Here is a 21,352-nt window from a genome sequence, read left to right on the forward strand (position 1 = left end):
AAGTCTCTGTCCAAAAGGCAGACCCCCAAGCTTGTCCCCCGGGGCCGGACGCGAAGACGCCCGGGAACAGCAGTTCCCGGGCGTCCTGGCTTTATGTGCGGCGTGGATCAGACCTTGGTAAAGGTGTCTTCGTCACCAGGCTTGGAATCCACGGACGCCTTGGCCGCAGCGAACTTCTCGTTGAGGCGGGAGTGGCGCTGTCCGTAGGCGAAGTAGATCGCCATGCCGATGACCAGCCAGATTGCGAAGAAGATCCAGGTTTCCACCGCGAGGTTGGTCATCAGGTACAGGCACAGGAGTGCTGAGACCACGGGGAGGACCTTGCCGAAAGGCACCCGGAAGGCGGGCTTCAGGTCCGGGCGCTTCTTGCGCAGCACCAGGATGCCCAGGCTGACCATCACGAACGCGGAGAGCGTTCCGATGTTGATCATTTCCTCCAGGAGATCCACGTTGGTCAGGCCGGCCACCAGGGCCACCGCAGCACCGCAGATGATCTGCAGGCGGGCAGGAGTGGCGTGCTTGTCACTGGTCCGGGACAATGCCCGCGGGAGCAGGCCGTCGCGGCTCATGGCCAGGACAACACGGGCCAGGCCCATCAGGAGGACCATGATCACGGTGGTCAGGCCGATGAGGGACCCGAAGGCAATGACCTTGGCGGCATCGGTGTTTCCAACGGCCTCGAATGCCGTGGTCAGCGTCGGGTTCTTCACTTCCGCCAGCTGGGTGTAGGACACCATGCCGGTCAGGGCAAGAGACACAAGAATGTACAGCAGGGTCACCAGCGCCAGGCCGCCGAAGATACCACGGGGCAGGGTCTTTTGTGGATTCTTCACTTCTTCGGCGGACGTGGCCACCACATCGAAGCCAATGAACGCGAAGAACACCAAGGCCGCACCCGCGAAGATGCCGAGGGTGCCGTACTGGGCCGGTGCCGCGCCGGTAAGGAAACCGAAGAAGGACTGTTTCATGACGTCCGCCACGCCAGTGCTTTCGGTGGGCACGGAGTCCGGAACGAACGGGCTGTAGTTGGAGAACTTCACGTAGCTGAAGCCGACCACGATCACGAAGAGCACCACGCCGATCTTGATCAGCGTGAAGATGTTGCCGACGCGGGCGGACAGCTTCGTCCCCAGCACCAGCAGCACGGTGAAGATGGCCACGATGAGGAACGCGCCCCAGTAGAGGTCCACACCGCCCAGGCTGATGGACGGAGGCAGGTCTACACCCATCAGGCCAAAGACCGTGCTGAGGTAGATGCCCCAGTACTTGGCGATCACAGCCGCGGCAGTGAAGAGTTCAAGAATGAGGTTCCAGCCGATGATCCAGGCCAGGACCTCGCCCATGGTGGCATAGGTGAAGACGTAAGCCGAGCCCGCCACGGGGATTGCGGTGGCGAATTCCGCATAGCACATGATGGCCAGGGCGCAGGTGACAGCAGCAATGGCAAAGGAGATGGTCACCGCAGGGCCGGCGAAATTCGCAGCAGCCTTGGCGCCCACGGAGAAGATACCGGCTCCCACGGCAACGGCGACACCCATGATCATGAGATCCCAGGTGCTGAGGCTGCGCTTGAGGGTACGGCCGGGTTCGTCGGCGTCAGCGATCGACTGCTCGATCGACTTGGTCCTGAAAATGTTCATAAAGATGCCACATTCTGGATGGGGATGATATAGGACTCATCAAGGATAGTGTCCAGCCGATGGACGACCATATTTGTCCCGAATAGTGAGACGAACCACGTTTTCCTGTGGCTGGTGGTGCAGATGTGACTCCCGGGTTGTCTAGTCTTTGCCCGCACAAAGGCCCCGGATTGCCGGTAGATCGGCAAACCGGGGCCCTTTCGCGCCGCATCGTTATCAGAAATGACGATCAGTCCTGTCTGACATCAGGAACGTCCCAGTCCATCAGCGTGGAACGGATCAGGAACCTCTTTCCTTCCGGAGACTCCACGGAGAATCCACTCCCCCGGCCGGCCACTACGTCCACCGTGAGGTGGGTGTGCGACCAGTACGCAAATTGCTCCCTGGACATCCAGAACCCCAGTGGCTTGGCATCTCCTGCCGTGCCGATGTCGAACCTGCCCAGCAGGACATCCGAATCCCCGGTCAGGAAATCACCGGCCGGGTAGCACATCGGCGCCGAACCATCACAGCACCCGCCGGACTGGTGGAACATCAAGGGTCCATGCTGGTCCCAGAGCTTGCGCAGCAGGTCCACAGCGTCACCGGTGAGGGCTACCCGGGAAAAGTCCTCGCCGGGCAGCGTCACCGAGGCTTCAAGAACAGGCTGCGCACTGATGTCCTCCTGCGGCTGGATCCTGTCCATCAGAACGTCAGCACCACGCGGCCGTCGATCTTGGCATGCTTCATCTCGTCCAGGACCGCGTTGACCTCGGAAAGTTCACGGGTGGAGACGGTTGGCTTGATCTTGCCCTGGGCATAGAAGTCCAGAGCTTCCTCAAGATCCTGGCGGGTACCCACGATCGAACCGCGGACCGTGAGGCCTTTGAGGACAATGTCGAAGATCGGTGCCGGGAAGTCTCCGGGAGGCAAGCCGTTGAAGACGATCGTTCCACCACGCCGGGCCATGCCGATCGCCTGGCCGAAAGCTGAGGGATGCACCGCCGTCACCAGCACGCCGTGCGAGCCGCCGGTTTCCCGCTGGATCACCTCGGCCGGGTCTTCATGCAAGGCATTGACGGTCACCTCTGCACCATGTTCACGCGCCAGCGCCAGCTTGTCATCAGCGATGTCCACCGCCGCAACGCGGAACCCCATGGCCACGGCGTACTGGACTGCGATGTGCCCCAGGCCGCCGATTCCGGAGACCGTCACCCATTGACCCGGCTTTGCCTCGGTCATCTTCAGGCCCTTGTAGACAGTGACGCCCGCACACAGGACGGGGGCAACTTCCACAGGATCGGAGCCGGCGGGGATGCGGGCAGCGAAGCGTGTGTCCACCAGCATGTATTGACCGAAAGATCCGTTGACGCTGTAGCCTCCGTTTTTCTGGGCCTCGCACAAGGTTTCCCATCCGGTGCGGCAATACTGGCAGTCACCGCACGCGGACCACAGCCACGCGTTGCCCACCAGGTCACCGACAGCAACGTCCGTGACGCCATCACCGACCTCCACCACTTCGCCGACGCCCTCGTGTCCCGGGACGAACGGAGGTGTCGGTTTGATGGGCCAGTCGCCCTCGGCGGCGTGCAGGTCGGTATGACAAACCCCGGACGTCAGGAGGCGGACCAGCGCCTGGCCGGGACCCGGCGTCGGACGTTCAACCTCCATGACCTTCAGGTCGGTTCCAAATTCGGTAACTACTGCTGCTTGCATGGTCGTCGACATTGACGATCTCCCTTTTTCATTTGGACAACAGGACAGGTTGTGCACGGCAGCCGCCCACAGGGACCAGCGGAGGGCGGCTGCCGTGCACAGGCTTTTAGAAGAAGCCGAGTTTGTTCTCGTTGTAGCTGACCAGCAGGTTCTTGGTCTGCTGGTAGTGGTCCAGCATCATGGCGTGGTTCTCACGGCCGATGCCTGATGACTTGTATCCGCCGAAGGCAGCCCCTGCCGGATACGCGTGGTAGTTGTTGACCCAGACCCGGCCGGCCTGGATTTCGCGGCCGGCACGGTAGGCGACGTTCCCGTTGCGGGACCAGACACCGGCACCGAGTCCGTAGAGGGTGTCGTTGGCGATGCCGATGGCGTCGTTGTAGTCGCTGAAGCGCGTCACCGAGACCACCGGACCGAAGATCTCCTCCTGGAAGATCCGCATCCGGTTGTGGCCTTCGAAGATGGTGGGCTGGACGTAGTACCCGCCGGCCAGGTCACCGGAAAGCTCGGCCCGGGCACCGCCGGTGAGGACCTTGGCGCCTTCCTGCTTTCCGATGTCGATGTAGGACAGGATCTTCTCCAATTGGTCATTGGAGGCCTGGGCGCCGATCTGGGTGTCCGTGTCCAGTGGGTTGCCCTGGATGATCTTGTTGGTGCGGGCTACGACGTCGCTCATGAAAGAGTCGTAGATGCCTTCCTGAACCAGGGCACGGGACGGGCAGGTGCAGACTTCGCCCTGGTTGAACGCGAAGAGTGTGAAGCCTTCCTGGGCTTTGTCGTAGAAGGCGTCGTTCTGGGCTGCGACGTCGTCGAAGAAGATATTGGGACTCTTGCCGCCCAGCTCCAGCGTGACCGGAATCAGGTTGTTGGACGCGTACTGGCTGATCAGGCGGCCAGTAGTGGTCTCCCCGGTGAACGCGATCTTCCGGATACGCGGGCTGGACGCCAGCGGCTTGCCCGCCTCCACGCCAAAGCCGTTGACCACGTTGACGACGCCGGCCGGCAGGAGATCACTGATCAGTTCCATCAGGACCAGGATGGACGTGGGGGTCTGCTCAGCCGGCTTGAGGACAACCGCGTTTCCGGCCGCGAGTGCCGGTGCCAGCTTCCAGACGGCCATGAGGATGGGGAAGTTCCAGGGGATGATCTGGCCGACAACGCCCAGCGGCTCCTTGAAGTGGTAAGCCGTGGTGTCCTCATCCAGTTGGGAGAGTCCGCCTTCCTGGGCGCGGACCGCCGAGGCGAAATAGCGGAAGTGGTCAGCGGCCAGCGGGATGTCGGCGTTGAGGGTCTCGCGAACCGGCTTGCCGTTGTCCCAGGTTTCGGCCACCGCGAGCAGTTCCACGTTCTCGTCAATGCGGTCCGCGATCTTGTTCAGGATGGCCGCACGCTCGGCCGCGGAGGTCTTTCCCCAGGAGGGTGCCGCTTTGTGGGCTGCGTCGAGCGCAAGTTCAATGTCCTCTGCCGTTCCGCGGGCAACCTCACAGAAGGCCTTGCCCGTCACCGGCGTGATGTTCTCGAAGTAGCCGCCCTTGACCGGGGCAACCCATTCCCCACCGATCCAGTTCTCGTACCGGTCCTTGAACGTGACCTTTGATCCCTCCGCACCGGGCTGTGCGTAAACAGTCATTGCTGGCTCCTTTGCTGCAAATAACGGTGGCTGTCGCCGTTGATGTGAGCCTAGGAGCGGGAAGGTTGCAGCAACGTTGCAACCGTGTGAATCAGATCACTATGCAGTCATTTCGCTTTCGAGCCGTTCAAGGTCGGCCACCACGGCGGCGCGCTTGGGCGACCGCGGCGGAAGGAGCTTAAGGACGGCAAGGCGGAGGTCGGCGTCGTACTTCGCCTCAGGCAACTGCGCGTACTTCAGCAGCGAGTCCACGCTGCCGTCGCTCAGCAGCGCTTCGCGCAGCAGGTGCGACACGCGCTCACGCAACTGCACGACGCCGGGCGCCTCCGAACGCGGCAAAACCGCACCTTTGTAGATTTCCAAGGCGATACGGTGGGCGCCACGTTGCAGGCAGGTCAGCACCTGTCCGGCATCCGGCAGCAACTCCACGGGCAGCCGGTACGGGCGCGACTCAGGAACAGCCTCGGGGCTGAGCTCCTGGATGACTTTGCGGAGCCGCACCATCTCGGCCCGGAGCGTAACGGCTGATCCGTCGCCGGGGTACAACCGGGCGCACAACTCCTCCGCGCTAAGCCCGGCAGGGTGGCTGCCCAAAATCGCCAGGATCTCGCTGTGGCGGGCCGACAACGCTACAGTACGTCCGCCGATGCTCAGCAGGGCCTGGTCCCGCCCCAGCAACTGCAGGCTGTTGCGGTAGAGCGTGTTCCGGCGCTCATCGCCCCCGCGCGCGGACGGCGAGTGCCGGCGTCGTGGTTTCTCGCGTGCCGAAGCGGCGAGCTGAAGCCGCTCGATGCGCAACTGCGCCTGGGCCGCGGCAACGGTAGCCTCCACCAAGGAAACAGTGTGCGGGGCGACGGCGGTCTCCGTTCCGGTGATGTCCACGACGCCCAGCACTGCACCGCTGTCCGGGTCATGGAAAGGAACCGCCGTGCAACTCCACGGATGGACCGAACGCTTGAAATGCTCCGCACCGGCGATCTGGATGCTCCGGTTCACCGCCAAGGCCGTGCCCGGGGCGCTGGTCCCCACGGACGCCTCGGACCAATCAGCGCCGGCGACGAACATCATGCTCTCCGCACGGCGCTGCATGACGGGATCCCCGTCCACCCACAGCAGGCGTCCGACGTCGTCGCCGACCGCCACCAACAGGCCACTGTCGTGGCTGGGCTGGACCAGCAACTTCCGGATGACGGGCATGATCGTGGCCAGGGGGTGCTGACGGCGGTAATCCTCCAGCTCGTCACGGTCCATGGCCAGCGGAGCCTCTGCGACATCCGGGTTGGCCTTGAAACCGGCAGAACGCTGCCAAGACTCACGGACCAGGCTGCGGAGGCCGGGAATGACCTCACCTGCGGACAGGGTTCCGAGCTGCTCATGGCCGGACAGGGCACGCCGCTGCAACAGCTCCGGGGCATCATTGCCCGGAACAGGCGGGTGGATCGGGCTCTTCATCGAACTCCCTGGCGGCAAAAAGGTGTGCTGACGGCAGACGGTACGGGTCAGTCTAATTCCGGCCGCACACTTTGTGTACCGCTGCCGGCTTACCGGACCGGGTGGGCGTGGGCCGTCCGCCAGCTGTGTTTCAGCCGCGGGAAATCCGGATCATCTCCTCGCGGGGAACCACCTTGATGCGTTCGCGCACCACGCCGTCGGCTTCAGGAGCGTCTGACCAGGCCGAACCAAGTGCGAGTTCGTGGGCGTCCAGACGGTTCCAGCCCTCCCACGTGGTGTACTCGATGCCGCGTTCCTCCAGGAGATCGATGATGGCCTGCGGATCCGGGTTGGTGGCCGGTGGCAGGTTGAGCCGATCCTCCAGCAGGCAGCCAATGGTCTCCAGTGCATCGCCCTTGGTGTGACCGATCAAGCCGACGGGGCCGCGCTTGATCCAGCCCGTGGCGTAGATGCCCGGGACCGGTTGGCCATCGGCGTCCAGGACGCGGCCGCCGTCGTTCGGAATGACGCCGCGGCGGGCGTCATACGGCAGCTCGTCCAGCGGCGAACCGTGATACCCGATGGCGCGGTACACGGCCTGGACCGGGTACTCCAGGAACTCCCCCGTCCCTTTCGCGTTGCCCGTGCCATCGAGCTCCATCCGCTCGAACTTGATCGCTGACACTTTGCCGGGAGTTTCGGGGGAATCGAGGATCTCCACCGGACTGTGCAGGAAGTGGAGGTGCAGGCGGCGCGAGGACGGCTGCTCCGACTCGGCGTGTTCTTCCACCAGCCAGTTGGTCAAGGTGTTGACCATGGTCTTGGTCTGGTTGTTGGTGCGGATGGCCTCATCCGATGCCTCGTCGAACTCGAAGTCTTCGGGGTACAGGACAATGTCCACGTCCTTGCAGTGCGAAAGTTCCCGCAGTTCCAGCGGCGTGAACTTGACCTGGGCGGGGCCACGGCGGCCAAAGACGTGGACATCCGTGACGGGCGACTTCATCAGTCCCTGGTACACGTTGTCCGGAATCTCGGTAACCAACAGTTCCTCGGGATGCTTGGCCAACATGCGGGCAACATCCAGCGCCACGTTTCCATTGCCAATGACCGCGATCTCCCTGGCTTCCAATGGCCAGTCACGCGGAACGTCCGGATGGCCGTCGTACCAGGACACGAAATCGGCACCGCCAAACGAACCCTGCAGCTCGATCCCGGGGATGTTCAGGTCAGCGTCCTTGATGGCACCGGTGGAGAAAATCACGGCGTCGTAGAAGGAACGGAAGTCGTGGAGGGTCAGGTCGCGCCCATACGTGACGTTGCCCAAAAACCGGATATCGCCGCGGTCCAGGACCTTGTGGAGCGCGTTGACGATTCCCTTGATGCGCGGATGGTCCGGGGCCACACCGTACCGGATCAGGCCGTAGGGTGCCGGGTAGGCCTCGAAGAGGTCGATGCTGACCTCAACGTCGCCGCCCTTGACTTCGTTGGACTTGGTGAGGATGTCCGCCGCGTACACACCTGCGGGACCCGCGCCCACAATGGCAACGCGAAGCGGACGTTGGGGAGAGGTGGCTGAGTTGGACACCGAAAGCCCTTCCGAAGCAGTGAGCCACGCCCGTGGTCGGGGCGCGCAGATTCCAATTCTAGACACGCACCCCCGGGCCCACCGCCTATATGGCACGAGTCACAAAGAATCCTAAAAACAAGCCGAACATTGCGGAATATTGCGCCGGGTCGCGGTGTTGGCGCCTTTGTGTCGACACCTGAGCAGATCCTTCCCACATCATCCGCAGCACAACCCACGACGGCGGCAGACGGGGGCGGCGGCAAGGGAACGGGCGTCGGGAGTACTTCGGGCGGCAAGCCCGTGCGCAGCGAAACCACCACCGGAATCCTGTTCGGCATCGGAGCCTACGGATTGTGGGGCCTGCTCCCCATCTACTTCTTCGTGCTGCAGCCGGCCGGGGCCGTCGAGATCGTTGCCAACCGTGTGGTGTGGTCGCTGCTCTTCTGTGCATTGCTGATCACCGTCACACGGACGTGGAAGGTCCTCGGGCGGGCCATGAGGGACCGGACCATCATGGGTCCGCTCGCCCTGGCGGCAGTCCTGATCGCCATTAACTGGCTGACCTACACTTTTGGCGTCACCACGGGCCATGCCGTGGAAACATCCCTTGGCTACTTCATCAACCCTCTGGTTTCCGTGCTGCTGGGCGTTTTCGTCCTTAAGGAGAAGCTGCGGCCGCTCCAGTGGACGGCGGTTGGCATCGGTTTTGTAGCCGTGGGTGTCCTTACCTACTCCTACGGGCAGTTGCCGTGGATCGCCTTGATGCTGGCTTTCAGTTTTGGCCTCTACGGCTTCGTGAAGAAGCGTGTAGGGCCCAAGGTGGACGCCATCACCAGCTTGTCCGTAGAGACCGTGGTCCTGGCTCCGTTCGCCGCCGTGACCATGGTGGTGCTGGGCACTACCGGCGCAGCCACCCTGACAACCCAGGGCCCGGCGCACTTCTGGCTGATCCTGGCCTCCGGCGTCATAACCGCCGTGCCACTTCTCTTCTTCGGTGCTTCCGCGAGGCGTTTGCCCATGACCACCATCGGCCTGCTGCAGTACTTTGCACCCGTGCTCCAGTTCGTCGTGGCGCTGACCATCTTCAACGAGACCATGACCACAGCCCGCTGGATCGGCTTCTTCGTGGTGTGGCTGGCCCTGCTTTTGTTGACCATTGACATGCTCCGGACCGCCCGCAAGAACTCCGTTTTGAAGAAGAAAGCCCGGCTGGACGCGGCCTGAGTCGGCTCGCTCGCCGAGTTCGCTGGAGGCATGCGCCTTCGCGGGAAGTTTCCCCACGTAGGCGCAACTTTCCAGCGATCCCGTGGACGATCCTTCGGCGCTGCCTGCTCGTTACGGAGGAAGTTGTCCTGAGCACTTTTGTTCACTTCTGTTGAGGTGCACGTGGACCCGGCATAGGGTTGCGGAAACTTTTCCCACGTAGCTCGCAGTAGTGGTTGTTCCCAGGGCCGGGAGCAACCGCTTCTGCCAGTCAGTTACGCCGACCCTCTCGAAACGGAGCAGTTGTGAACTCAACAGGACACCGCATGAGCCGCAGGACCCTCTTCCGTACCGTGGGCGCAGCAGCACTCGTCGGAGCCTTGCTTTCCCAGGCAGGCCCCGCCCTGGCCGCGCCCGCCGGGCTCGCCGAACTCATCGATCGCCGCCGTCTGGTCCTCACGGGCAGCCGAAGCGCAGAGGGCGTCCCGGACCTGGCCGGACAACTGGCGGGCATGGGGCAAACCGCTGAAAAATGGTGGGGCTCCATGGACAAGGCACCAGTCCGGACGTCCCTGTGGAATGACATTCCCCTGACCGGAATCGGCCAATCCGCCACCGCTACGGGCAATCTGGGCCTCCACTTCAACCGACTCTATGACATGGCTTTGGGATACGCGGTTCCGGGGAGCCCCTACGCGGGCAACTCCGAGCTGGCGGCAGACATCGTGACCGGACTGCAATTGCTCAGCGACACCGCGTACAACTCCACGATCCGGGCGGCAGGCAACTGGTGGTTCTGGGAAATCGGAGTGCCGCGCAAAACCGTGGACAAGTCCCTGGCTTGCTGCATGCGGGGCATCCTGGACAACAAGCCCGAGGAAATCGCCCTGGGCCGGGATGCCCTGAGTGACACGATGCGCGGAGGGAAGAACAGCGTCTTCACGTACGTCAGCAAGGGGGACGGCTTTTACACGGACGGCTCCTTCGTCCAGCACAGCTACCTTCCCTATGCCGGAACGTACGGGGTGGTGGCGTTGGCCGGCATCGCGGAGATCATCGCCATGCTGGGCGGCAGCACCTGGGCTGTGAACGACCCCAAGCAGACCGTGCTCCTTGATGCCGTGGAAAACACTTTCGCCCCCTTCGTTTGGGACGGACGAATCATGGACACCATCCGCGGCCGGGCTGTTTCGAGGCAAAGGGAACCGGACTACGTCAGCGGCTTCGGTTTGATCTCCGCAGTCCTTCTCCTGGCACCAGGGTGCGAAGAGCCCTACAGGTCCCGGTTCCTTTCCCTGGCCAAGGGCTGGCTGGAACGGTGCGCCGACCAGAAACTGGTGGGCCACCCGACCCAAAGCCTGGCGAAGTCCCTGCTGTCCCTCACGGTGCTGTCCGATGCTGCCGTCACGGCAACCCCTGCCCCGGTCTACAGCCGCATGTTTGCCGACCAGGACCGGTTGGTGCATCATCGGCCGCAATGGGGCTGCACGGTCAACCTGTCTTCCAACCGCATCGGCCGGTATGAGTGGGGCAACAGCGAGAACAACCTGGGCTGGTACCAGGGCGACGGCATGACCTTCATCTACACCCGGCAGGACCCTGCCCAGTTCAGCGCCGGATTCTGGCCGACAGTGGATCCTTATGCACTCCCCGGAACCACGGTCAACGACCAGCAGCGCACCAGTGGCGCCGGAAGTGCCGGTACCGGAATCCCGCGCGCCTACCAGGCCTTCGCCGGTGGGCTGACAGTCAACGGCCGGTGGGGCGTGGTGGGCATGGACCATCTCAACCACAACAAGTCGCTGTCCGGCCGGAAGTCGTGGTTCTTCCTTGACGACGCCCTGGTGTGCCTCGGTGCAGGAATTACGGGAACAGGCGGGGCGTCGGTCCGGACGACGCTGGAGAACCGGTCCTTCGAGGCCGGAAACGTTCCGGTGCTGCGAACCGATGCACGGAACCGCACCCTCCTCCCGGGTGATCCGGCCGTCCGGATCACGCGCTCGCTCCACATTGAGGGACACGGCGGGTACGTGCTCCTGGATGCTCCGGGCGTGACCGGCACTGCCGAATTGGCCGTCATCCGCAGGACGGGTAGCTGGTACGACATCAACTCCGGGGCGGACACCGGCGGAAGCAAGGATGCCGTCACGCGGGACTACGTCACGTTCACCCACCGGCACGGAAAGGATCCCGCCGGATCGGGCTATGCCTACATGGCGTTGCCGGCCGCGTCCCACGAGGCCACGTTCTACCAATCCGCTCATCCAGACGTGAAGGTCCTCGCCAACTCGGCGGACATCCAGATGATCGGGCTGGACAAGGAAGGGCTGGTCATGGCCAACTTCTACGCAGCGGGCAGCGCGGAGGGCTACACGGTTTCGGGACCCTGCACGCTTGCGGCGCACCGTGTTGACGGAACGCTGACCGTTTCCGTCGCGGATCCGTCCCGTACGCAGGCCAGTGTCCGGGTCACCGTGCCCGGCATTTGGAGCAAACTGGTCAGCGCGGATGAGGGGACGATCCTCAGTGGTCCCAGCACGCTTGAGGTCCAGCTCGACGGACACGGCCACCAAAAGAACCTGACGCTCGGCACCTAGGCAAGTGCCGCCGTCGGGCGTTCACTGGAACCGACGCCCCCGCCCGAGGCCGAGTTCGCGGGAGGGGCGCGAGATCGCAGGCAAAGCTCCCACGATATGGCCGGGTTCCCGCGAACTCGGCGACTAACGCAGAAGAGGCGGGCCGGGGGAATTGAACCCCCGTCCCGCCTCGTGCGCTGAAAGCTTACGCGTTGGCCTTGATGGCCTTGGCCAGGACCTCGAGGCCGTCCAGCAGCAGTTCGTCGCTGATAACCAGCGGCGGGAGCAGGCGGATGACGTTGCCGTAGGTACCGCAGGTCAGGATGACGACGCCTTCCTGGAGGCAAGCGGCCGCGACAGCCTTGGTGAGCTCGGCGTTCGGTTCCTTGGAACCGGCCTGGACGAGTTCGATGGCCAGCATGGCGCCACGGCCACGGACGTCGCCAACCACGGAACCCCCGCTTGCGGACAACTCTGTTGCCAGTTCGCGGAGCTTACCCAGGGCGAGCTCTTCGATGTGGCGTGCGCGGCCGTTGAGGTCGTGCTGCTCCATGGTGTCGATCGCGGCAAGCGCTGCTGCACAGGCCACCGGGTTTCCACCGTAGGTGCCGCCGAGGCCACCCGGGTGGACGGCGTCGAGCAGGTCGGCGCGGCCGGTGATCGCGGAGAGCGGCATACCGCCGGCGATGCCCTTGGCCATGGTGATGATGTCCGGAACAACACCTTCGTGGTCCACGGCGAACCATTCGCCCGTACGGCAGAAGCCGGACTGGACCTCGTCGGCGATGAACACGATGCCCTTTTCCTTGGCCCATGCGGACAGTGCCGGAAGGAAGCCTTCGGCCGGGACAATGAAGCCACCTTCACCCTGGATGGGTTCGATGATGATCGCGGCTACCTGGTCGCCGCCGATCTGCTTCTCGATCATGGTGATGGCACGCTTGGCAGCCTCGGCACCGGTGATTTCCGGGTTCTCTTCGCGGAACGGGTAGCTCATGGGCATGCGGTAGACCTCGGGCGCGAACGGGCCGAAGTTGGTCTTGTACGGCATGGCCTTGGCGGTCAGTGCCATGGTCAGGTTGGTGCGGCCGTGGTAGGCGTGGTCGAAAGCTACGACGGCGTCGCGGCCGGTGGCCAGGCGGGCAACCTTGACGGCGTTTTCCACGGCTTCGGCGCCGGAGTTGAACAGCACCGTGCGCTTGGCGTGGTCGCCCGGGGTGAGGCGGTTGAGCTGCTCGGCCACGGCGACGTAGCCCTCGTACGGGGTCACCATGAAGCAGGTGTGGGTGAAGTGCGCGGCGGCTTCCTGGACGGCGGCGACGACGGCCGGATCCGATGCGCCGACGCTGGTCACTGCGATGCCGGAGCCGAGGTCGATGAAGGAGTTGCCGTCGACGTCGCGGATGATGCCGCCGTCGGCGTCTTCGACGTAGACGGGGACGCCGGAGGCGACACCGGCAGCAACGACGGCGGAGCGGCGCTCAGCCAGTGCCTGCGACTTGGGGCCGGGGAAAGCGCCGTTGATGTTGCGCTTCTGCTCGATGCGGTACGAGAGCTCGTTCGCGGTGGTGGTCATGAGGGGGTTGCCTTTCTAAAAAACGGGGAAATTCTTACGCGACAGCGCTATGCATCCAGTGCGGACATCACGTGCTTGATGCGCGTGTAGTCCTCGACGCCGTACATGGAGAGGTCCTTGCCGTAGCCGGACTGCTTGAAGCCACCGTGGGGCATCTCTGCGGTCAGCAGGATGTGGGTGTTGATCCAGACGGCGCCGAAGTCCAGGTCGCGGCTCATGCGCATGGCCGTGCCGTGGTCCGTGGTCCAGACGCTGGACGCCAGGGCGTACTCGACGTCGTTGGCCAGCTCGAGCGCTTCGGCCTCGGTGCTGAACTTCTGGACGGTGATGACGGGTCCGAACGTTTCCTTCTGGACGACGTCGTCGCTCTGCTTGGCGCCGGTGATGATGGTGGGCTCGAAGAAGAAGCCCTTCTCGCCCGCACGGTGGCCACCAGTGACGATCTTGCAGTTCGCCGGCAGGCTCTCCACCACGGAGGTCACTGCGTTGAAGTGGTTGACGTTGTTCAGCGGGCCGAAGTAGTTGTCTTCGTCGTTCTGCGAACCGGTCTGCAGGGTCTTGGTGTGCTCCACCATTGCGGCCACAACGTCATCGTGGACAGAGTCCTCGATGAGTACGCGGGTGATCGCGGTGCAGTCCTGGCCTGCGTTGAAGAAGGCGAACTCGGCGATGGCCGCGGCGCTCTTCTTGATGTCGGCGTCCTTGAACACGATCGCGGGAGCCTTGCCACCGAGTTCCAGGTGGGCACGCTTGAGGCCCTTGGCTGCGCCGCTGGCAACGGCGATGCCTGCGCGGACGGAACCGGTGATGGACACCAGGCCGGGAACCTTGTGTTCGACCATGAGCGATCCGGTCTCGCCGGTACCCAGGACCACGTTGAGGACACCGGCCGGGAAGATCTCGCCTGCCAGGCGTGCCAGTACCAGGGTGGATTCAGGGGTGGTGTCCGAGGGCTTGAGCACCACGGTGTTGCCGGCAGCCAGGGCGGGGCCGATCTTCCAAATGGCCATGAGGAACGGGTAGTTCCACGGAGCGACCTGGGCCACGACGCCGATCGGTTCGCGGCGCACGTAGGAGGTGTGGCCCTCGAAGTACTCGCCGGCGGACTTGCCTTCGAGCAGACGAGCGGCTCCTGCGAAGAAGCGGAGCTGGTCGGCGCCGGCGGCAACTTCCTCGGAGGCGATCAGGGAACGGACCTGGCCGGTGTTGCGGTGCTGGGCTTCAACGAGTTCGTCGCTGTTGGCTTCCACCGCATCGGCGAGCTTGAGCAGCATGAGCTGGCGTTGGCCCGGCGTGACGTGCTTCCAGGTCTTGAAAGCCTCGCTCGCGGCGGCCATGGCAGCATCGACGTCCGCCTGCACCGAAATGGGCGACTTGGCCACGATCTCCCCGTTGGTGGGATTCACCACATCCAGGAGACCCGTACCTGACGGCGTAACGAACTCGCCGTTGATGAAGTTCTGCAAGGTTTGAACCACGGTGTGCAACCCTCTTTCGGTGTCTGGGCATGGGTTTAGCTTTTCAGAGCCTATGCCAGCAACGTGACGCAAGGAATAGTCAGCTGCACACACAAGAACACTGCGCTTAGTGCGCTTGCCCAGTAGCAGGTTAAGCTTGGAAGCATGGCAATGTCCCTCGCTTCGCTCGTCGCTGTCCCCTCCCTGAAGCTCCGGAAAACCGGCCTCGCCGAGACCACCTGGAACCAGGACATCAGTTGGGTTGCGGTGACGGAACTGGAGGATCCGCAGCGGTTCCTCAGCGGCGGAGAGTTGGTCCTCACCACCGGCCTGCGCCTCAAGAGCGCCGCCGACCAGCGACGCTTTGTCCGGCAGGTCCAGCGCGCAGGCGCCGTCGGCATTGGTTTCGGTATCGGGCTCACGCACGAGTCGGTCCCGGATGCCCTGACCGCCGAGGCCAACCGCTGGGGACTGCCGCTGGTGGAAGTCCCGTACGAGATCCCGTTCATCGCCATCGGCAAGCTGGTGGCCGAATCCCATTCGGCGGATCACTACTCCAACCTCGAACGGCTCCTGGCCGGACACCAGATCCTGGCCCGCGCACTCCTCACCGGCGGCGGCCTGTCCGAGCTCCTCAAGCAACTGGGCAGCATGCTGCGTACCGACGTGGTGCTCACCCAGTTCAGCGCGCAGTTGTACAACAGCGTCCCCGGCAAACCGGCCCCGACGGCGGATGGCTGGGCTTCGTACCCGATCCCTACCGGCCGCAGGGACGCCTGCACACTGTGGTTGCGGCAGCCTTTCGTGGACTCCGGCATCGTCAGCTACGCACAGAACCTCATCAGCGTGGAGCTGAACAACATGGTCAAACAGCGGCAGGCCCAGCGCGCCATGGCCGGGCAGGTGCTGGACGACGTCATCCATGGAACCCTGGAGACCATCGAGGCGGCCCGGCGCCTGGCAGGCGTGGGCATCAACAGCACCCGCAAGAACGTGGTCCTCGTGGCGGAATCCACGGCGCACCACAAGCAGTTGGTCAGCATCTCCTTGCCGCAGTCGCTGGAAGCCGGCGTCAGCGCCGTCGTCGGGAAGGACCTGGTGGTGGCGGTCGCCGACGACGGCAGTTCAGCAACCGCCCTCGCAAAAAATCTCAGCGACCACCTGCAGGAGGCGGGCATCCACGCGGTCATCGGAATCGGCGGCGCCTATACCAAGCCCAACGGGCTCCGGTGGAGCTACTTCGAGGCCCGCGACGCCGTGGCGCATGGCTTGCCGGTGAACGAACCCGAGCGGCTCAGCCTGACTTCCCTGCTCCTGGCGAGCGAGGACGTGCCGTTGGCGGACATGGCCAGTGAATCCCTCACCCCGCTGCGGAAGTTCGATGCAGCCCATGGCGCCGAACTTGTCACCACCCTGGAAAGCTACCTGAACCACAACGGCTCCGTGGCCGCGGTGGCCGAGGCCTTGACCCTGCACCGCAACACCGTCCGCTACCGGCTGGCCCAGATCACCGAACTCACGGGGTACGACCCTTCGCAGACGCAGGACCGTGTGCAACTGTGGCTGGCTTTGGCGGTCCAGCGGCTGGGCTCCCGCAACCCGCGGTAAGCGCTCGACGGCGGGACTCACGTAAGTGCCTGCCCGGCCGGAGAGATTCGCCACAGAAGTGTAGACATTAGACGTCAAACGTCTAACCTTTAAACCATGGCCGCGACTTCAGTAGAACCCACCCCAGGAAACATCCCCACGATCTCTCCAGCAGGAGCAGCAACCACCCGCGCCCCCAAAACGCGGATGGTCGCCGTCGTCGGTGTGGTGGCCGTGGTCCTCATCGGGCTGAACCTTCGCGCCGGGATCACCAGCGCCGCCGCACTGTTCCATGACCTGCAGCAGGTGCTGGGCTACGGCGCGCTCGTGGCCTCCATCCTGCCCTCGATTCCGCTGCTGTGCTTCGCCGTTGCCGGCCTTGCGACCTCCTGGCTGACGCGCCGGGTGGGCGTCGAGAAGGCGATCTTCATCGCCATGGCCCTGCTGGCGGGTGGTCTGCTGGTCCGTGCGGTTCCCGCCACCGGAGCCCTCCTGGCCGGCACCGTCCTGGCCATGTCCGGGCTTGCTGTGTGCAACGTGGCCATGCCGTCCTTCATCCGGGAGCACCATGCAGACCGGATGTCCATGATGACCGGCCTTTACACGTTCACCATGTCTGGCGGGGCCACCTTCGCCGCGGCCGTGAGCGTTCCGCTGGCGCAACAGTTGGGTTCGCCGTCCATGGGCCTGGCCGCGTGGGGGCTCCTGGGTGTTGCCGCGCTCCTGGGGTTCCTGCCCGTGGTCCTGCACACCCACCGCAACACTCCCAAGGGCCAGCGCCCCACCGTCTCCATGTGGCCGCTGCTCCGCACCCGCCTCGGCATCCTCATCACAGCGATCTTCACCTTCCAGGCGTTCCTGGCCTACGCCGTGATGAGCTGGTTCGCCTACATCCTCACCTCGCAGGGCCTGAGCGCCTCGGAAAGCGGCCTGCAGTTCGGCGTCATGCAGCTGGTCTCCGTTGCCGCAGGCATGGTCCTGCTCGCGGTCGGCTCCCGTCCCGGCATGCTGCGCCCGGCTCTGTATCTGGCGAGCAGCTCCACCCTGGCGGCCATCGGCACCATGCTGTGGCTCCCCACCTCGTTGGCTGTCATTCCCGCCGTCCTGTTTGGCTTCGGCCTTGGCATCTTCCCGCTGGTCCTGGTGATCATCAGCCGCAGCGGAAAGTCGACGGCGGAAACCACCGCACTCTCCACCATCGCCCAATCGCTGGGATACTTGATTGCGGCCATCGGCCCCTTTGGCATGGGGCTGCTCCACAGCGCCACCGGGGGCTGGGTGTTGCCGCTGAGCCTGCTGTCCATCGTGGCCGTGGCGCTCATGGTCACGTGCCACCTTCTCACCAGCAAGCGCACTGAATCCAAGACCCAACCGAGGACAGCATGACCCTGACCCCTTCGCACCGCCCGGCCCTCGCCGAGGAGATCACGGCCAAGCTGCGGGACATGATCAAGACCGGCGAGTGGCCGCTGCAGGAGCGCATTCCTGCAGAGCCTGAGCTTATGGCAACGCTGGGGGTTTCGCGGGGCACCCTGCGCGAGGCCATCAAGGCGTTGGCGCACTCAGGGATGCTGGAAGTGCGCCGCGGCGACGGCACGTATGTGCGGGCCAACAGCGAGATCTCCGGAGCAGCCCAGCGCATGTACCAGGAGCACACCCAGGAACACATTGTGGAGGTCCGCCTCGGGCTCGATACCCAAGCTGCCCGGCTGGCCACCAAGCACGCCACGGTTGAGGACATCGCCGAGATGCGCCGCTTGCTGTCCCTCCGGCACGATGCCTGGCTCGCCGAGGACTACCCCACCTGGGCCTCCGCCGATTGGGAGTTCCACGAACGGGTTGCGCTGGCATCCGGCAATCCCCTGCTGCACCAGCTCTACGTGTCCTTTGGCGGGGTGTTCCACAACGACCTCCTCCGCCAGCAGCGCACGGACGGCTTCAACGGAATCCCCCGCGAGGGCCATGACGAGCTGGTGGATGCCCTCGAAGCCCACGACCCCGAGGCCGCCGTCTCCAGCGTCTACCGGAACCTGGACTTCTGCGCCGACAAGACCCCCGTCCAGTTCTGACGTCCTAGGGCACCAGCCGGATCCCCGCGCCGGCCGCGTCCTTGAACCGGGCGTTGATGAGCACCACGTCCCGGCCAGCCCTGTCCAGCAAACTCGCTGCCACACTCGCCCGGTACCCGGTGGCGCAGTGCACCCACACCCTGGCTTCCGGCAGTTCGGTCATCCGGGCAAGGAGTTCATACACGGGTACATTCACGGCATCCTGCACATGCGAGGCTGCGAACTCCTCGGGCCGCCGCACATCCAGGACCACGTCATCCTGAGCGCGCTCCTTCAGCAGCAGGCTCCAGTCTGCGTGGGGGTAGCCGGACCGCGGTGCGCCCGGCGCCAGGACTTCCAAGGCAGCTCCGCCGGAAAGTCCGACGGCGGCATCCGGACTGTCGATGCCGATCCTCGCCAGGTCGCGGATCGCTTTCCCCACGTCCTCGTGTGAGCCCAGGAGCGTGAGCGGCTGTTCCCACGGGATCACCCAGCCGAGGTAGCTGGTGAAGTTCGAGCCGTTGCCGTACTCGAAAGCTACACTGCCTTCCAGGTGATCCTCCGCGAAAGCAATCCGGTGCCGGAGGTCCACCACCCACTCTCCGGCCAAGAGCCGGCGTCGCAGCTCCCCGGGTTCAACGGAGTCCGGAATGCCCAGGTCCGCCGGTGCCGGACCGGCTGCATTGAGCGGGCTCATGTGCGCGTAGTACGCAGGGTACGCCGTGATGTTGGCGAGCAACTCGGCCACGAAGTGCTCTTCACTCGGATCGGTGAGGGCGTGGTTGTGTGCTGACTGCTCGGCCAAGGTAGATGAATCCTGGTGGCTCGCCGGGCCAATGGAGCAGAAGGATCCAAAACCGTGGGTGGGATAGAGCGCGGCCTCCGGGTGCGCCGAGTCCGCCAGTCGACGGACAGAAGAATACTGCGCGTGGGCCAACGCCGCGGTCTGCCCGGGTGACACCAGGTCCGTCCGCCCCACCGAGCCGTAGAGCAAGCTGCCGCCGGAAAACACGGCTTCCGTGCCGCCGTCGTGCACTACGTACGCGAGGTGCGTGTGGGTGTGGCCTGGCGTGGCGACCACCCGCACGGACAGGCGGCCCACGGAGAAGACATCCCCGTCCGCCACGGCGGTCCGCGCAAAGGAGACGGGATCTGCCCCGTTCACCAGATAGGCGGCACCGTGTTTCTCCGCAAGGATCAAGCCCCCGGTGACGTAGTCGTTGTGCAGGTGGGTTTCGGCCACGTGCGTGATGCGGACGCCCGCAGCAAGAGCCGCTGATTCCACCCGGTCAATGTCCCGCTGCGGATCGATCACCAGCGCCACTGAACCGTCGTGGACCAGGTAGCTGCGGTCCCCCAGCTGGGGTGTCTCGATCACCACGACGTCCATACCCCAGATTAAAACAACGCGGGGCCACCAGCAGTGGCCCCGCGTTGATGAAAAATGAAGAACTAGACCTGCGCGGCTACGCCGTCGCGGGAGATGTTGACCATGTCCTCGCGCGGAACCACCTTGATGCGTTCGCGGGTAACCTCAACACCGTGCGAACCTCCGGCCTCGGTTGCCGCTGCGCCAAGGGCGAGTTCATGGGCGTCCAGGGCAAGCCAGCCTTCCCAGCTGGTGAACTGCACGCCGCGGCTGTCGAGGAGTTCCACCACTGCATCTGCCGAAGGGACCTCGGCGAACGGCAGGTTTTCGCGGTCCTCCAGCAGGTAGGTGACGGTCTCCAGGGCGTCGCCCTTGGTGTGGCCGATCAGGCCAACCGGACCACGCTTGATCCAACCCGTTGCGTAGAGGCCCGGGACGTGCTGGCCGTCGGCGTCCAGGACGCGGCCGCCGTCGTTGGTCACAACGCCCTTCTTGTGGTCGAACTCGACGTCCGGCAGGGCAGAACCGAAGTAGCCGATGGCGCGGTACACGGCCTGGACGGGGTAGTCGATGAACTCGCCGGTGCCGCGGGCGTTGCCCGTGCCGTCCAGTTCGGTGCGCTCGAACTTGATGCCGGCAACCTTGCCCGGGGTCTCCGGAGAATCGACGATCTCCACCGGGCTGTGCAGGAAGTGCAGGTGCAGGCGGCGGGAAGCCTTGAGCTCGGAGAGGTCCTCCGGCTGCTCGGCAATCCAGTTGGTGAGTGTGCCAACCATGGTCTTGGTCTGGTTGTTGGTCTGGACCTGGCGGTCGGACTCTTCGTCGAACTCGAAGTCCTCGGCGTAGAGGATGATGTCCACGTCCTTCGAGTGCGAGAGTTCGCGCAGTTCCAGCGGCGTGAACTTCACCTGTGCAGGGCCACGGCGGCCGAACACGTGAACGTCGGTGACCGGGGAGTTCTTCAGGCCGGCGTAGACGTTGTCCGGGATTTCGGTGACCAGGAGGTCATCGGCGTGCTTGGACAGGACGCGGGCGACGTCCAGCGCCACGTTGCCGTTGCCAAGCACGGCGATTTCCTTGGCGTCCAGCGGCCATTCGCGCGGAACGTCCGGGTGTCCGTCGTACCAGGAGACGAAGTCGGCGCCGCCGAAGGAGCCCTCCAGCTCGATGCCGGGGATGTTCAGGTCGGCATCCTTGATGGCGCCGGTGGCGAAGATGACGGCGTCGTAGTGCTTGCGGAGGTCCTCGATGGACAGGTCCGTGCCGTAGTCCACGTTGCCGAAGAAACGGATGTCGCCGCGGTCCAGGACCTTGTGGAGGGCGTTCACGATGCCCTTGATGCGGGGGTGGTCCGGAGCGACGCCGTAACGGATCAGGCCGTAAGGTGCCGGATAGCGGTCGAACAGGTCGATGCTGACGTTGAGTTCGCCGCTCTTGACGGCTTCGCTCTTGGTCAGGATGTCGGCTGCGTACACGCCGGCCGGGCCGGAGCCGATGACGGCGACGCGAAGCGGACGGTCCGCAGAACCTACGGTGGTGCTAGTTGACACGGCTGTGTTCCTTCTTCTTTTCG

15 protein-coding genes are annotated in these 21,352 nt (G+C 64.4%); 5 read left to right on the plus strand and 10 right to left on the minus strand.

Annotated elements, in window-relative coordinates:
* Positions 1-107: 107 nt before the first annotated feature.
* The 6 genes from ACUYMZ_RS15705 to ACUYMZ_RS15730 form a co-directional block, all read right to left on the minus strand.
* Positions 108-1,640, minus strand: a complete 1,533-nt coding sequence (locus ACUYMZ_RS15705; protein ID WP_481604320.1) for an amino acid permease — start codon at positions 1,638-1,640, stop codon at positions 108-110.
* 229 nt (positions 1,641-1,869) lie between these two features.
* Positions 1,870-2,325: a DUF779 domain-containing protein gene (locus tag ACUYMZ_RS15710; protein ID WP_481604322.1), complete on the minus strand. Its 456-nt coding sequence runs from the start codon at positions 2,323-2,325 to the stop codon at positions 1,870-1,872.
* Positions 2,325-3,347, minus strand: coding sequence for an alcohol dehydrogenase AdhP (gene adhP / locus ACUYMZ_RS15715; RefSeq protein ID WP_481604324.1), 1,023 nt, complete (start codon positions 3,345-3,347; stop codon positions 2,325-2,327). Before adhP ends, ACUYMZ_RS15710 begins: the two co-directional genes overlap by 1 nt.
* A 94-nt stretch (positions 3,348-3,441) precedes the next feature.
* Positions 3,442-4,965, minus strand: a complete 1,524-nt coding sequence (gene exaC / locus ACUYMZ_RS15720; RefSeq protein ID WP_481604326.1) for an acetaldehyde dehydrogenase ExaC — start codon at positions 4,963-4,965, stop codon at positions 3,442-3,444.
* A 99-nt stretch (positions 4,966-5,064) separates the two neighbouring features.
* On the minus strand, positions 5,065-6,417 hold the full coding sequence (locus ACUYMZ_RS15725) for a GAF domain-containing protein (protein ID WP_442422946.1): 1,353 nt from the start codon (positions 6,415-6,417) through the stop codon (positions 5,065-5,067).
* A gap of 130 nt (positions 6,418-6,547) precedes the next feature.
* Complete coding sequence (locus ACUYMZ_RS15730) at positions 6,548-7,981, minus strand: FAD-dependent oxidoreductase (protein ID WP_481604329.1); 1,434 nt, start codon at positions 7,979-7,981, stop codon at positions 6,548-6,550.
* 129 nt (positions 7,982-8,110) lie between these two features.
* Here ACUYMZ_RS15730 and rarD point away from each other — a divergent pair, with 129 nt between their 5' ends.
* Both rarD and ACUYMZ_RS15740 read left to right on the plus strand, forming a co-directional pair.
* The gene (gene rarD / locus ACUYMZ_RS15735) at positions 8,111-9,187 is read left to right on the plus strand and encodes an EamA family transporter RarD (RefSeq protein WP_481604331.1); all 1,077 of its coding nucleotides are present in this window, start codon (positions 8,111-8,113) and stop codon (positions 9,185-9,187) included.
* Positions 9,188-9,492: 305 nt separating this feature from the next.
* Positions 9,493-11,763, plus strand: coding sequence for a polysaccharide lyase 8 family protein (locus ACUYMZ_RS15740; RefSeq protein WP_481604333.1), 2,271 nt, complete (start codon positions 9,493-9,495; stop codon positions 11,761-11,763).
* A gap of 184 nt (positions 11,764-11,947) precedes the next feature.
* Here the strand turns inward: ACUYMZ_RS15740 and gabT are convergent, their stop codons facing one another.
* Positions 11,948-13,318 carry a 4-aminobutyrate--2-oxoglutarate transaminase gene (gene gabT, locus ACUYMZ_RS15745; RefSeq protein ID WP_481604335.1) on the minus strand — a complete coding sequence of 457 codons (1,371 nt, stop codon included), beginning with the start codon at positions 13,316-13,318 and terminating at the stop codon, positions 11,948-11,950.
* Positions 13,319-13,365: 47 nt separating this feature from the next.
* Positions 13,366-14,796, minus strand: a complete 1,431-nt coding sequence (locus tag ACUYMZ_RS15750; RefSeq protein ID WP_426003761.1) for an aminobutyraldehyde dehydrogenase — start codon at positions 14,794-14,796, stop codon at positions 13,366-13,368.
* A 144-nt stretch (positions 14,797-14,940) separates the two neighbouring features.
* On the opposite strand from ACUYMZ_RS15750, the gene ACUYMZ_RS15755 reads away from it, so the two are divergent.
* The 3 genes from ACUYMZ_RS15755 (at position 14,941) to ACUYMZ_RS15765 (ending at position 18,431) form a co-directional block, all read left to right on the plus strand.
* Positions 14,941-16,383, plus strand: coding sequence for a PucR family transcriptional regulator (locus ACUYMZ_RS15755; protein ID WP_426003762.1), 1,443 nt, complete (start codon positions 14,941-14,943; stop codon positions 16,381-16,383).
* A 96-nt stretch (positions 16,384-16,479) separates the two neighbouring features.
* A complete protein-coding gene (locus tag ACUYMZ_RS15760) occupies positions 16,480-17,748 on the plus strand; it encodes an MFS transporter (RefSeq protein WP_481604338.1) in 1,269 nt (422 codons plus the stop codon).
* A complete protein-coding gene (locus tag ACUYMZ_RS15765; RefSeq protein WP_426003764.1) occupies positions 17,745-18,431 on the plus strand; it encodes a FadR/GntR family transcriptional regulator in 687 nt (228 codons plus the stop codon). The genes ACUYMZ_RS15760 and ACUYMZ_RS15765 overlap by 4 nt, the downstream gene beginning before the upstream one ends.
* 4 nt (positions 18,432-18,435) lie before the next feature.
* Here ACUYMZ_RS15765 and ACUYMZ_RS15770 read toward each other — a convergent pair whose 3' ends face one another.
* Positions 18,436-19,800 carry an MBL fold metallo-hydrolase gene (locus tag ACUYMZ_RS15770; protein WP_481604340.1) on the minus strand — a complete coding sequence of 455 codons (1,365 nt, stop codon included), beginning with the start codon at positions 19,798-19,800 and terminating at the stop codon, positions 18,436-18,438.
* Positions 19,801-19,862: 62 nt separating this feature from the next.
* Positions 19,863-21,329 carry an FAD-dependent oxidoreductase gene (locus ACUYMZ_RS15775; RefSeq protein ID WP_426003766.1) on the minus strand — a complete coding sequence of 489 codons (1,467 nt, stop codon included), beginning with the start codon at positions 21,327-21,329 and terminating at the stop codon, positions 19,863-19,865.
* Positions 21,330-21,352 lie beyond the last annotated feature (23 nt).

Source organism: Arthrobacter sp. T572 (assembly GCF_056780115.1).